At 66.5% G+C, this 13253-nt stretch carries 13 protein-coding genes; 9 read left to right on the top strand and 4 right to left on the bottom strand.

Translation table 11 applies throughout. From position 1 onward, the window contains the following. Positions 1-298 precede the first annotated feature (298 nt). The gene (locus tag BMZ97_RS24630) at positions 299-955 is read right to left on the bottom strand and encodes a TetR/AcrR family transcriptional regulator (protein ID WP_175525725.1); all 657 of its coding nucleotides are present in this window, start codon (positions 953-955) and stop codon (positions 299-301) included. Positions 956-1051: 96 nt separating this feature from the next. On the opposite strand from BMZ97_RS24630, the gene BMZ97_RS24625 reads away from it, so the two are divergent. The 3 genes from BMZ97_RS24625 (at position 1052) to BMZ97_RS24615 (ending at position 2642) form a co-directional block, all read left to right on the top strand. After that, on the top strand, positions 1052-1639 hold the full coding sequence (locus BMZ97_RS24625) for an isochorismatase family protein (protein ID WP_092176086.1): 588 nt from the start codon (positions 1052-1054) through the stop codon (positions 1637-1639). A 332-nt stretch (positions 1640-1971) separates the two neighbouring features. Continuing rightward, complete coding sequence (locus BMZ97_RS24620) at positions 1972-2322, top strand: DUF1330 domain-containing protein (protein WP_092176083.1); 351 nt, start codon at positions 1972-1974, stop codon at positions 2320-2322. 77 nt (positions 2323-2399) lie between these two features. Continuing rightward, positions 2400-2642 (top strand): hypothetical protein, encoded by a 243-nt coding sequence (locus BMZ97_RS24615; RefSeq protein ID WP_092176081.1) that lies wholly within the window; start codon positions 2400-2402, stop codon positions 2640-2642. Between the two features lie 293 nt (positions 2643-2935). Here the strand turns inward: BMZ97_RS24615 and BMZ97_RS24610 are convergent, their stop codons facing one another. After that, positions 2936-3604 carry a spermidine synthase gene (locus tag BMZ97_RS24610; protein WP_092176078.1) on the bottom strand — a complete coding sequence of 223 codons (669 nt, stop codon included), beginning with the start codon at positions 3602-3604 and terminating at the stop codon, positions 2936-2938. 227 nt (positions 3605-3831) lie between these two features. On the opposite strand from BMZ97_RS24610, the gene rocD reads away from it, so the two are divergent. The 5 genes from rocD to BMZ97_RS24585 all read left to right on the top strand — a co-directional run bounded on the left by rocD (position 3832) and on the right by BMZ97_RS24585 (position 9333). Further along, a complete protein-coding gene (gene rocD, locus BMZ97_RS24605; RefSeq protein WP_092176076.1) occupies positions 3832-5052 on the top strand; it encodes an ornithine--oxo-acid transaminase in 1221 nt (406 codons plus the stop codon). Positions 5053-5469: 417 nt separating this feature from the next. Continuing rightward, the gene (locus tag BMZ97_RS24600) at positions 5470-6738 is read left to right on the top strand and encodes an MFS transporter (RefSeq protein ID WP_092176073.1); all 1269 of its coding nucleotides are present in this window, start codon (positions 5470-5472) and stop codon (positions 6736-6738) included. A gap of 299 nt (positions 6739-7037) precedes the next feature. After that, entirely contained in the window at positions 7038-7817 is a 780-nt protein-coding gene (locus BMZ97_RS24595) for a transporter substrate-binding domain-containing protein (protein WP_092176071.1), read from the top strand. A gap of 74 nt (positions 7818-7891) precedes the next feature. Then, positions 7892-8620, top strand: coding sequence for an ABC transporter permease (locus BMZ97_RS24590; protein ID WP_092176068.1), 729 nt, complete (start codon positions 7892-7894; stop codon positions 8618-8620). Further along, positions 8617-9333: an ABC transporter permease gene (locus BMZ97_RS24585; protein WP_092176065.1), complete on the top strand. Its 717-nt coding sequence runs from the start codon at positions 8617-8619 to the stop codon at positions 9331-9333. The genes BMZ97_RS24590 and BMZ97_RS24585 overlap by 4 nt, the downstream gene beginning before the upstream one ends. A gap of 13 nt (positions 9334-9346) precedes the next feature. Here the strand turns inward: BMZ97_RS24585 and map are convergent, their stop codons facing one another. Next, positions 9347-10096, bottom strand: a complete 750-nt coding sequence (gene map / locus BMZ97_RS24580; RefSeq protein ID WP_092176063.1) for a type I methionyl aminopeptidase — start codon at positions 10094-10096, stop codon at positions 9347-9349. Between the two features lie 239 nt (positions 10097-10335). Between map and BMZ97_RS24575 the strand changes: the two genes are divergently transcribed. Continuing rightward, positions 10336-11229, top strand: coding sequence for an NAD(P)-dependent oxidoreductase (locus BMZ97_RS24575; protein ID WP_280141786.1), 894 nt, complete (start codon positions 10336-10338; stop codon positions 11227-11229). A gap of 225 nt (positions 11230-11454) precedes the next feature. Here the strand turns inward: BMZ97_RS24575 and BMZ97_RS24570 are convergent, their stop codons facing one another. After that, a complete protein-coding gene (locus tag BMZ97_RS24570) occupies positions 11455-13119 on the bottom strand; it encodes a TRAP transporter large permease (RefSeq protein WP_092176438.1) in 1665 nt (554 codons plus the stop codon). Positions 13120-13253: the final 134 nt, after the last annotated feature.

Below are 13253 nucleotides of genomic sequence, written 5' to 3'. Positions count from 1 at the left end.
GGGAACCCCTCTCCTGCATCGAAGTCGGGTATACCCGACTTCGACACTCTTAGTGCTGAACCCGGGTATACCCGGGTTCAGTGAGAGGGGCAGGGGTGAGGTGTAGGCCCCTGGACCAGTTGAACGCCAACCTCACAGCGATGCAACGGTGAGGTCACGGCCAAAGCGTCAAGCGGCCGACCCCTCACCCTGCCCTCTCCCTCCGGGAGAGGGTTCTCCGTCGAGGTTCCGCGCTTCCATGTGGTGGAGCCTCAGCCATAAGCCGGTGTCAAAACCCGTCAGTCTAACGCCGCGCCAATCAAGCCTTCACCTGCGTCGCGGCGAGATGCCGCCGCAGCATCTCGCGCAGCTCTGCAACCGCAGGGTCGCGAATGGTAAGATCATCGTCGGCGCGCAGCATCGCCGCCATGCGGATCAGATGCAGGATCAGGGCGGCCAGAGGCGCTATTCGTTCGCGCGGCACCGGCGGCTCGATCGTCTGCAGCAGGCCGGCAATGCCGCCGCGCAGCCGTGCCCGTGCCTGCTTCTTGACCGCCGGATCGAGGCTGCGGCGCTCGCCCAGCACGAGGAAGGCCGGATTGGCCTCAAGATAGACCAGCAGGCGCTGGAACAATTCGTCGATGATGCCGTCGCTCGCCGCGCCTTGCTCGTTCGCAGCGCCTTGCGCCTCGGCTGCGAGACTGTCGAAGACGGCGGCAAGGCTTTCGAGATGGCGGGCATGCAGGGCCGCCGCCAGATGCTCCTTGGTCGGGAAGAACTGATAGAGCGAGCCGATCGAGGCCTTGGCGCGCCGCGCGATCTCGGTCGTGGTCGCAGCCTCGTATCCGGTCTCGGCAAACACGGCGGATGCGGCGTCGAGCAGGGCCGAGACGCGCTGCACGCCCCGCCCACGGCTGGGCGTCTTGGTGATCTTGGCGGTCTTGCTCGCGCCTGCGCTTGACTTTTGTGAGTCCATTCTCATAAATCACAAATGTGAGGATTGTCTCATATTAACGAGCGCCGCCTGGCCCGAATCTGCCCGAGCGCGACGCCCCGGCTTCCGGAGATCACCATGACCTTTCATCTCGACCCTGGCAAAACCGCCCTTGTTCTCATCGATGTCCAGAACGGCACGCTCGCCATGCCGCTGGCGCCCTATGACCGCGCCACGCTCATCACGGCGACGCAGCGGCTCGGGCAAGCCTTCCTGGCCGCCGGGGCGCCGATCGTGATCGTGACGATCGCGTTCTCCGGGGATGGCGGCGACCGGCTCGCGCAGGCTGTCGACATGCCCATGCAATTGCCCGCCGGGGGGCCACCTCCCGGCTGGTCTGAACTGGCGCCCGAGATCGCCGCGCTGCCGGCCACGGTCCGCATCGTCAAGCGCCAATGGAGCGCCTTCTTCGGCACCGAACTCGACCTGCAATTGCGGCGGCGCGGCATCACCAGCATCGTGATCGGCGGCATCGCCACCAATTTCGGGGTCGAATCGACGGCACGGGATGGCTGGCAGCATGGCTATGCCGTCATCGTCGCGCAGGACGCATCGACGTCGCTGGGCGCGGAGATGCATGAATTTGCCCTCACGAAGACGCTGCCGCGCGTTTCGCGCATCCGCAGCAGCGCCGACATCATCGCCGCGCTCGGGCACAAGGCCTGAGAGATTGTTTGGAAACGTGAGCCCTCATCCTGAGCGCCTGGCCGATAATGTGTGCAAGGATTTCAGCGGGTCGGAATTCCGCCTCGAAACGCGCCGTCATCCCGGGCGACTGCAAGGAGACCCGGGATCCATGCCGGAGCGCTGCCTGGTTAGGCTCAGGCATGGATCCCGGATCGGCGCGGCTTCGCCGCTTGTCCGGGATGACGGCGCGGGAAGGATGTCGGTCGATCGGAAACCGCTGATATCGCTCGGTTCATTTCAGGCCTCTCAGGGTGAGGCTGGAGTTTCCAAACCCGCTCCAAGGGCTTGATCCATCCGGGAAGGAGCATGGCATGGCGCGCGCTTATGTGATCTCCGACGTGACCCTCCGGGATGGCGAGGCGCTGGCGGCTTACCGGGAGCTGGCAGCCCGGTCGATCGCGGCCTTTGGCGGGCGCTATCTCGTGCGCGGCGGCGAGATCGGTGTGCTGGAAGGCGATTGGCGGCCGAGCGCGGTCGTGATCGCCGAATTCGCCGATGCCGCGACCGCACGGGCCTGGTACGGCTCGCCGCTCTATGCCGAAGCGCTCGCCTTTCGCCAGGCAGCGCTGACGCGCAACCTCATCCTGGTCGAAGGCGTCGAGGATGCAGATGTGCTGCCGCCGCGCGCCGCGGCCTTGGACGAAGGCTTGTCCAATCTATAGACTGCGACCTGTCCGATCGAGGTTGCTGGTCGCGATGGCGCGGACCTGATCCGATGTCGGACGCCATGGAGATGGCTATGGCCGATGTGAACGATCCCCTTGTGCTCGACCTTGTCGAATGGGTCGCACGCGAACCGCGATCCTATTCCGAGGTGATGGAGACCTGGCGAACATCCTGTCCGCGGCTGTCGATCTGGGAGGATGCCGTCGATCGCGGCTATGTGGCGAGAACCCAGGCGCCGGGCTGCAGCGTGATGGTCGCGGCGACCGCCTTGGGACAGCGCTTTCTGCTTGAGAACGCCCGCCGCCACGTTGCGTGATGGCGTCAGGCGCAATGACGCGGCACTTTCGCGCCAAAGCGGCGCGTTCTGAGCTCGAGAGAGCGATAACTTGAGTTGGAACCACCGCCGTCATTCCGGGGCTTCGCCCTCGGGTCCGACCTTTGGTCGGCCCAAGGATAAACTCCGCGAAGAGCCCGGAACCCAGAACCGATGCGGCTTCCGAAAAAAGCGGCCCGCAGCCGAGCTTCGGCGGCAAGGCGCATCGGTTCTGGGTTCCGGGCTCAGGCCTTCGGCCTGCCCCGGAATGACGGCGGTGGTTCCGGTGCAATCATCTAGCGCCGCACCGCCAGCCAGATCACATGCCGCGCGCCGCTGCGGCCTTTATTGGCCCGCACCGTCTTCTCCTCCACCGTGAAACCCGCCTGTCGCAGCCTTTGCGTGAAGCGGCGGTCCGGCCCTTGCGACCAGACGGCGAGCACGCCGCCGGGGCGTAAGGCGCGGCGTGCGGTATCCAGGCCCGCTTCGCTGTAGAGCCCGTCATTGCTGGGCACGGTCAGCCCTTCCGGGCCGTTGTCGACATCGAGCAGGATGGCGTCGTAGCGCGCAGGCGCGGCGATGACGGCGCCGACATCGGCAACCGTCACGGTGACGCGGGGATCGTCGAGGCAGCCCGCGAAGACCTCCGCCATCGGGCCCTTCGCCCAGGCGACGACCTCGGGCACCAGTTCTGCCTGTTCGACCCTGGCCCCGGGGCCCAGAACCTCAAGCGCCGCGCGCAGGGTGAAGCCCATGCCGAGCCCGCCGATCAGGATCTGGGGCTGCGGCGCATCCCGCAGGCGCGCGCAAGCCAGCGTGGCGAGCGCTTCCTCTGAGCCGCTCAGCCGGCTGTTCATCAATTCGTTGGTGCCGAGCATGATCGAGAATTCGCTGCCGCGCCGCTTCAGCCTGAGCTCGCCCTGGCCGGGCAGTTTCGCGCTGTCGATCAGGGTCCAGGGGATCACGGCCAAGGTCTCACGGCAAAGGGTCTCACGGCAGGGCAGGGGGCAGGGCAGGCACGGCTATAGCCTCGTCGCGGCGTGGCGGCGAGCCCGGCCACCCGGTCCTGTCGCCTGAACGACAGATTCGGCTGCGTTCCTCCTGCGCCCGGACATGTTCGGCTGCCCCGACGGGCCTATCCTCGGGCCTTGCGAGCAGGGCTTGCGAGCAGATCTTGCCAGGGAGAGCCGCCATGAACGCCATTGACCGGGAACAGGCCGTCTGCGCGCAGAATTATGCGCCGCTGCCGATCATGCTCTCCCATGGCGAGGGCGTCTGGCTGACCGATACCGCCGGCGTCCGCCGCCTCGACATGATGAGCGGCTACTCCGCCGTCAGCCTCGGCCATGGCCATCCGCGCATCCTGAAGGTGCTCTCCGAGCAGGCGCGCAAGCTCGCGGTCACCAGCCGCGCCTTCCACACCGAGCCGCTCGGCCCGTTCCTGGCCAAGCTCTGCGAGGTCTCCGGGCAGGAGATGGCGCTGCCGATGAACACCGGCGCCGAGGCCGTCGAGACCGCGATCAAGGCAGCGCGGCGCTGGGGCCACCGCGTCAAGGGCATTCGCGACGGCGCAGTCGAGATCATCGTCGCGGCCGGGAATTTCCACGGGCGCACCACGACCATCGTCGGCTTCTCCTCGGAGGAGAGTTATCGCGACGGTTTTGGTCCGTTCGCGCCGGGCTTCGTCACCGTGCCCTTCGGCGATGAGGCGGCAATAGCGGCCGCGATCACGCCCAATACCGCTGCGATCCTGATCGAGCCGATCCAGGGCGAGGCCGGCATCGTCGTGCCGCCGCCCGGCTATCTCAGCGCGCTGTGCGCACTCTGCGACCGGCACAACATCCTGCTCATCCTTGACGAGGTCCAATCCGGGCTCGGCCGCACCGGGCGCTGGTTCGCGCATCAGCATGAGGGCGTCCAGCCCGACGGGCTGATCGTCGGCAAGGCCCTGGGCGGCGGCGTCTACCCCGTCTCGGCCTTCCTCTCCTCGCGGGCGGTGATGAGCCTGTTCGAGCCCGGCTCGCATGGCTCGACCTTCGGGGGCAATGCGCTCGCCGCCGCGATCGGGCTGGAGGCATTGACCGTGATCGCGGAGGAGCGCCTGGTCGAGCGCTCGGCCGAGCTGGGCGCCTATATGAAGGCACGGCTGGAGGCGATGAGCGCGGGCCTCGCCCGTTCCGTGCGCGGCCTCGGCCTTTGGGTCGGCGTCGAGATCGATCCCAGCGTCGCTTCGGCCAAGGCGCTGGTCAAGACCCTGGCCGGGGCCGGGGTGCTGACCAAGGAGACGCATGAAACCGTCATCCGCTTCGCCCCGCCTCTGACCATCACGCGCGCCGAGCTCGACTGGGGGCTCGCCCGCTGCGAGGCGGTGTTCAAGGAGGCGGTAGCCTCCGGGGCCAGGGCGGCGGCCTGAGCGCCGCGCACCGCATATGAGGCTATCGCATTTGCCCCCCCGCCGCTCATCCTGAGCGGTCGGCCTGACATGAGTGGGCGAAAGGCGCGGGGAACCCTTCTCCTGTAAGGAGAAGGGCAGGGATGAGGTGTCGGCCCCTCGACCAGTAAAGCGAAAAGCCAACCGTGCGCGCCGGTGAGGGCTCGTCCCCGCCCGATAACGGCCTACACCTCACCCTGCCCTCTCCTTACAGGAGAGGGTTCTCCGTCGAGGTTCCGGTGTCATTCAAAATGGGCGCGGGAGGCACATCCCCACCATGCGATCAAGGCATGGCTCGTCCCGCCATTGCCTGTTGATCCGGCGCAGGCAGCATGGGTAACACTCATGCTGCACCGCAGCGTGATTGCTGCGCTGCCGGTATCGAGAGGGACGACATTCATGACGGCCGCGACCGAGACGCGCCATGCCGACATCGCCGTGGCGGTCGGCCAGCGGTCGACGCATCTGGCGCTGGTCCTGTTCGCGCTCGCCATGGGCGGATTCGCCATCGGCACGACCGAATTCGCCGCGATGAGCCTGCTGCCCTTCTTCTCCAGGGGGCTGGGCATCGACGAGCCCATGGCCGGGCATGTGATCAGCGCCTATGCGCTGGGTGTCGTCGTCGGCGCGCCGATCATTGCGGTGCTGGCGGCGCGGATCACGCGCCGCACCCTTCTGATCGGCCTGATGAGCGTCTTCGCCGTCGCCAATCTGCTGAGCGCGCTGGCGCCGAGCTATGGCTGGATGCTCGCCTTCCGCTTCCTCAGCGGCCTGCCGCATGGCGCCTATTTCGGCGTGGCGGCGCTGGTCGCCGCCTCGCTCTCCCCGCCCAACCGGCGCGCCCAGGCCGTCGCGCGCGTGATGCTGGGCTTGACCATCGCCACCATCCTCGGCGTGCCCCTCGCCAACTGGATGGGCCAGGCGCTCGGCTGGCGCTGGGGCTTCGGCATCGTCGCATTGCTGGCGGTCGCCACCGCGCTCCTGGTCTACGCCTTCGTGCCGCGCGATCGCCTGCAGCCGGGCGCCAGCCCCTTGCGCGAGCTCGGCGCGCTGAAGCGCCGGCAGGTCTGGCTGACGCTGGGCATCGGCGCCATCGGTTTCGGCGGCATGTTCGCGGTCTACACCTATGTCGCCTCGACCCTGCTGGAGGTGACCCAGGTTTCGCCGGCGCTGCTGCCGATGGTGCTCGCCATCTTCGGGCTCGGCCTGACGGCGGGCACGCTCGTAGGCGGCTGGGCCGCAGACAAGGCGACCATGCCGGCCGCCGGCGCGATGCTGCTGTGGAGCGCCGGTTCGCTCGCGCTCTTTCCGTTCGCCGCCGGCAACATCTGGACGATCTCGCTGGTGGTCTTCCTGATCGGCTGCGGCGGCGGGCTCGGCATCGTGCTGCAGACCCGGTTGATGGATGTGGCCGAGGATGCGCAGACGCTTGCGGCCGCGCTCAACCACAGTGCCTTCAACACCGCCAATGCGCTCGGTCCCTGGCTCGGCGGCATGGCGATCGCGGCCGGCTATGGCTGGACCTCGACGGGCTGGGTCGGCGTCGCTCTGGCGCTGGGCGGGCTCGCCGTCTGGCTGATTGCACTCCTCGACGACTGTCTCAGCGCGGCCGCGCGCCGCAAGAGCCGGATGATGTCAGATGGGGTTCACGAAGTGATCCCCATCTGACATCTGAATCCGTCTCTCAACTAAAAGTGAGAGCAGGATCGATGCGAAAAACCGGCTTCCACTTTTTCGCATCCTGCTCGCGCGCCCATCGCATCGGCTGAAGCAGCGGGCCGTTTTTCGCTGGACGGCAGATTTTCCCAATGAAAACAGCGGATTGGTCTGCGGAATAATTGGGCGCGCCGGCCCATAAAAGGCGCGCATGCCCACTTGCGGCAAGGATGCAAGATCGCCCAATCTATGAGCACGAGCTGGACCAGGGAACTCGAAACGCCCGGCCGGCCGAACCTGTGGGAGGTCCTATGAAAGGTTTCGTTCGTTTTATCGCCGCGGCCGCGTTGACGGTCGTCGGCGCGACCGGCGCTCTGGCGCAAGCCAAGGAGTGGAAGGAGATCCGGATCGGCACCGAAGGCGCCTATCCCCCCTTCAACAACCTCAACGCCAAGAAGGAGCTGGAAGGCTTCGAGATCGACTACGGTAATCTTCTCTGTGAGAAGATGAAGGTGAAATGCACCTGGGTCGTCCAGGACTGGGACGGCATCATCCCGGCGCTGCTCGCCAGCAAATACGACATCATCATCGCCGGCATGAACGCCACCGATGAGCGCAAGAAGCGGGTCGATTTCACCACGGTCTACACCAAGACCCCGATCTGGGTGATCGGGCCGAAGTCGACGACCTCGACCGATGTCTCGCCGGCTGCGCTCAAGGGCAAGGCGATCGGCGTCCAGGGCTCGACCGTTCACGCCAACTTCGTCGAGAAGGTCTACAAGGACTCGACCGCGCGCCCCTATCCGACGCAGGAGGAGGCCAACCTCGACCTGCTCAGCGGCCGGCTCGACTACATCATCGCCGACTCGCTCTCGCTCGAGGATTTCCTCAACGGCAAGGGCAAGGATTGCTGCAAGCAGATCGGCGTGATCGAGCGTGACCCGTCGATCCATGGCCCCGGCGTCGCCGGCGCGGTGCGCAAGGAAGACGTTGCGCTGAAGGAGATGTTCAACAAGGCCATCGCCGAATCGCTGGCCGACGGCTCGCACAAGAAGATCGCCGACAAGTATTTCAAGATCCCGATCATCTGATCGGGTCGGCTTGATCGACCGGCGCGGGTCCTCCGCGCCGGCTCACACCTTCGGCCCCGAGCACCGGCTGCTGCATGTTCGATAAGTTTGCTTTGCTCGGCTTCGGCCCCGGCGGCTGGGGTCTTCCTCTGCTCCAGGGCGCCGGCATCACCATCTCGATCGCGCTCGCGACCCTGCCTTTCGGCCTGGCGCTCGGCCTGATCGTCGCGCTCGGCAAGCGCTCCGAGAAAACCATTCCGCGCTGGCTGGCGACGGTCTACGCCACGGTTTTCCGCGGCGTGCCCGAGCTGCTGACGCTCTACATCATCTATTTCGGCATCCAGGTGGTGCTGCAGGAGCTCTGGCACCGCCTGGGCCTGCCCGGCAATTTCTCGATGCCGCCCTTCGTCGCGGGCATGGTCGCGCTCGGCGTCGTGCTCTCGGCCTTTTCCAGCGAGGTCTGGGTCGGCGCGCTGAACTCGATCCAGAAGGGCCAGCGCGAGGCTGCCGCCGCGCTCGGGCTGTCCCGGAGCCAGGCCTTTCGCCTGATCGTGTTTCCGCAGCTCATCCGAGTGGCGCTGCCCGGGCTCGGCAACAACTGGATGGTGCTGCTGAAGGAGACCTCGCTGGTCTCGGTCATCACCTTGCCCGACATCATGTTCATCACCACGCGCGCCAATGTCACGACCAAGGAGCCGTTCCTGTTCTTCGGCGCGGCGATGCTGATCTATCTTGCCTTTTCGCTGGCCTCGGCCTGGGGCGTGGCGAAGCTGGAGGCCCGCAGCAATCGCGGCATCGCCGCCTTCGGGGGCGCGACGCGATGAACTGGTGCGAATATCCCGGCTGGCTCCTCGGCAGCGAGGTCTTCCAGAACTATGGCTGCCGCATGGCGGGCGGCCTCTGGATCACCACCGAGCTGGTCGTCATCTCCGTCGCGATCGGCTTCATGCTGGCCGTCGGGCTCGCCATTGCGAGGCTCTACGGGCCGCGCTGGGCGCAAATGGCGATCAACGGCTACACCACCTTCTTCCGGGGCACGCCGCTGCTCTGCCAGCTCTTCCTGATCTATTACGGCCTCGGCCAGTTCCGCCCGTTCTGGCAGGATGTCGGGCTGTGGTGGTTCTTCCGCGAGCCGTTCTATTGCGCGCTCTTCACCTTCACCATCAACACTGCCGCCTACCAGGCCGAGATCCTGCGCGGCGCCATCCAGTCGATCCCGCGCGGCCAGTTCGAGGGCGCGCTGTCGCTCGGCCTGCATCGCTGGGCGACCTTGCGCCATGTCATCATGCCCCAGGCGATGATCCTGGGGCTGCGCCCGCTCGGCAATGAGTTGATCGTGATGATCAAGTCGAGCGCGGTCGCCTCGCTGGTGACGCTTTACGATCTGATGGGCGCGACCAAGCTCGCCTTCTCCCGCTCCTTCGACCTGACGATCTATCTCTATGCGGCGCTGATCTATCTCGTGCTGGTCGAGGTGATCAGGCGCATCTGGGACAGGGTCGAAATCAGGCTGACCCGGCATATGGCGCTGCGCTGACCAGGCGTAGCCATCAGCCCGGAAGCGTCAGAACCAACGGCCCGTTCGTCGTCGCCACGACCGTGTGCTCGTACTGGACCGTCGGTGCCCGCGGTTCGCCATAGAGCGTCCAGGGGTCGTCGCCGCTCTCAGCCCAGTTCGACCCCAGCGACAGGAACGGCTCGACCGTGAACACCAGGCCGTTCTGCATCAGGCGGCGCTCCGAGCGCTCCGGCCAGGTCGCGATCTCGGTCGGCTCTTCATGCAGCGAGCGGCCGACGCCATGGCTCGCCAGGTTGCGGACCAGCGTATAGCCGTTCTTTTCGGCAAAGCGGCCGACAGCCTGCCCGATGCCCGCAAGCGGCTTGCCGGCGCCGACCTGCCCGAGCCCGGCCCAAAGCGCGCGGCGGCCGTCGCGGCAAAGCCGCTCAGTGCGGCGCGAGACCGGCGGCACCGCGAAGGAGGCGCCGGTATCGGAGAAAAAGCCGTTCTTCTCGGCGGAGACGTCGATATTGACTAGATCGCCGGCCTTGATCCGGCGCGGGCCGGGAATGCCGTGGGCGATCTCCTCGTTCACGCTGATGCAGGTCGCGCCGGGAAAGCTGTAGGCAAGCTCTGGAGCCGGGCGGGCGCCGGCGCTTTCCAGCGCGGCGCGACCGATCTGGTCGAGCTCTGCCGTCGTCATACCGGGTTCGAGCGCCTTGCCCATCGCCGCCAGCGTGTTGGCGACGATGCGGCTGATCTCGCGCAACGCCTTCAGATCGTCATCATTGGATATGGTCATGGCCGCATGCCCTATCCGGTCCGGCGGCGGGCGACAACATGCGCTGTCCGTTGCGCGCATGAGCGGGGCATGGGCGCGCTGCTTTTCAGTTGGCCTGCCACACCAGAGCCGGATGATTTCAGATGGCATCACGCAGTGATCCCATCTGAAATCATCCGGCTCTCATCAGAAGTGAGAGCAGGATCGATGCGAAAAACCGGTTTCCACTTTTTCGCATCCTGCTCTAAGTCCGTTCCAGCATTTCAAGAAAAGCAGCGGAGCGAAACATGACCAAAGTCGCCTTCCTCGGTCTCGGCGTGATGGGCTATCCCATGGCCGGCCATCTCAAGGCCAAGGGCCACGAGGTCACGGTCTACAACCGCAACCCGGCGAAGGCGAAGGCCTGGGTCGCCCAGCATGGCGGCGTCAGCGCGCCGACCCCGGCCGAGGCGGCCAAGGGCCAGGAGATCGTCTTCGCCTGCGTCGGCAATGACGATGATCTGCGCTCGGTGACATTGGGCGAGGGCGGCGCCTTCTCCGGCATGGAGAAGGGCGCGATCTTCGTCGACCACACCACGGCTTCCGCCGGCGTCGCCCGCGAGCTCGACGAGGCGGCGAGCGCGGCCGGCTTCAGCTTCATCGACGCGCCTGTCTCGGGCGGCCAGGCCGGCGCCGAGAACGGCGTGCTGACGGTGATGTGCGGCGGCGAGCGCGAGGTCTATGCCCGCGCCGAGCCGGTGATCGCGAGCTTCGCGCGCATGTGCAAGCTGATGGGCCCGGCCGGCTCCGGCCAGCTCACCAAGATGGTCAACCAGATCTGCATCGCCGGCCTCGTCCAGGGCCTGTCGGAGGGTGTCCATTTCGCCAAGCGCGCCGGGCTCGATGTCGAGGCCATGCTGGAGGTGATCTCCAAGGGCGCGGCCGGCTCCTGGCAGATGGAGAACCGCGGCAAGACCATGAATGCCGGCAAGTTCGATTTCGGCTTCGCCGTCGACTGGATGCGCAAGGATCTCGGCATCGTGCTGGAGGAGGCGCGCCGCAACGGCGCGCAGCTTCCCGTCACCGCGCTGGTCGACCAGTTCTACGCCGAAGTCCAGAAGATGGGCGGACGGCGCTGGGACACCTCGAGCCTGATCGCGCGGCTCGAAGACTGAGCGCCCGCACGCGCTGCGCCCGTCATTCGCTCCGTCCGTCATTGCGAGCGAAGCGAAGCAATCCAGAGGACGGGCTCCAAGCCCCCCTGGATTGCTTCGTCGCTGCGCTCCTCGCAATGACGGCCAAGAAAAAAGCAGCCAAAAAAGGCGGCCAAGAAAAAGGCCCCGGATCGCTCCGGGGCCTTTCACGTTTTGAGGGCCGCGCCTTTGGTAGCGCTGTTCGCCTCAGTTCAGGTTGAGCTTCGGCGGGGCGTTGAGGTCGAGCCCGGGAAGGCCGCCGGAGCCGCCGAGGCCCGGGATCTGGATCGAGTCGAACTGCTTGTCGATCGACTTCTGGTCGAGCTGCACGGCTGAGGCCTTGTAGTGCATCACCATGCTCGGGAAGATCACCACCAGCGCGACCATGATGCACTGGATCACCACGAAGGGCACGGCCCCCCAGTAGATCTGCGCGGTCGTGACCGGCTCCATCATCTTCGACGTCACCTTGTCGCGATAGGGGTTCTTCGGCGCCACCGAGCGCAGGAAGAACAGCGCGAAGCCGAAGGGCGGGTGCATGAACGAGGTCTGCATGTTGACGCCCAGGATGACGCCGAACCAGATCAGGTCGATGCCGAGCTTCTCCGCCGCGGGACCCAGCAGCGGCACCACGATGAAGGCGAGCTCGAAGAAGTCGAGGAAGAAGGCGAGGAAGAACACCATCACGTTGACGACGATCAGGAAGCCCGTCGCGCCGCCCGGCAGGCCGACCAGCAGATGCTCGACCCAGACATGGCCGTTGACGCCGTAGAAGGTCAGCGAGAACACGCGCGCGCCGACCAGGATGAACAGCACGAAGGCCGAGAGCTTGGCGGTCGACTCGGTCGCCTGCTTGAGCAGGTCGAAGGACAGGCGCCGCTTGCCGAAAGCGAGCAGGATCGCGCCGGCCGCGCCCATCGCGCCGCCTTCAGTCGGGGTTGCGAGGCCGATGAAGATCGTGCCGAGCACCAGGAAGATCAGCGCCAGCGGCGGCACCATCACGAACACGACCTGCTCGGTCATGCGCGAGAGCAGGCCCAGGCCCAGCCATTTGTTGGCGAGCGCGAGCACGAAGGACACGCCCACTGCGATCGACATGGTCAGCACCACGAAGTCGGCGCCAGCGCCGACATTGGTGAAGTACTTCATATAGGCGATGGCGATGCCGAAGGAGAGGATCGTCACCACCAGCAGCGAGCGCCGCCGCGTCTGGCCGTCGGAGTCGCGCAGGGTCTGCGCCTCCGGCGGCAGGCCGGGCGCCCGGTCGGGATAGACGATCGTGACCAGGAAGACATAGCCCGCATAAAGGCCCGCCAGCACGAGGCCGGGAATGAAGGCGCCCTCATACATGTCGCCGACGGAGCGGCCGAGCTGGTCGGCGAGCACGATCAGGACGAGCGAGGGCGGGATGATCTGCGCCAGCGTGCCCGAGGCCGCGATGACGCCCGAGGCGAGGCGGCGATCATAGCCGTAGCGCAGCATGATCGGCAGCGAGATCAGGCCCATCGAGATGACGGAGGCCGCAACCACGCCGGTGGTGGCGGCCAGCAGCGCGCCGACGAAGATGACCGCATAGGCGAGGCCGCCGCGGATCGGCCCGAATAATTGGCCGATCGTGTCGAGCAGGTCTTCCGCCATGCCGGAGCGTTCCAGCACCAGCCCCATGAAGGTGAAGAACGGGATCGCCAGCAGCACGTCGTTGTTCATCGTGCCGTAGATGCGCTCCGGCAGCGCCTGCAGGAAGTTCTCCTGGAACAGCCCGAGCTCGATGCCGATGATGGCGAAGAACAGGCCGTTGGCCGCGAGCGCGAAGGCGACGGGGTAGCCCAGCAGCAGGAACAGCACGAGCGCCGCGAACATCACCGGCGCCATGTTGACGCGCAGGAAGTCGCCGAGACCGGCGGCCTGGGCGTCACCGGTATGGAGGCTGAAGAAGGCGGTGACGGTGAGCGCGACCAGAAGGCCGGCGCCGCGCGCGAGGCGGGATGCGGTCATGGAAGGGGTCC

The sequence above is a fragment of the Allobosea sp. OK403 genome (assembly GCF_900113835.1).
Taxonomy (GTDB): domain Bacteria; phylum Pseudomonadota; class Alphaproteobacteria; order Rhizobiales; family Beijerinckiaceae; genus Allobosea.
Note: the sequence above shows the minus strand (reverse complement) of the source record. Positions and strands in the feature narration are given on the sequence as shown.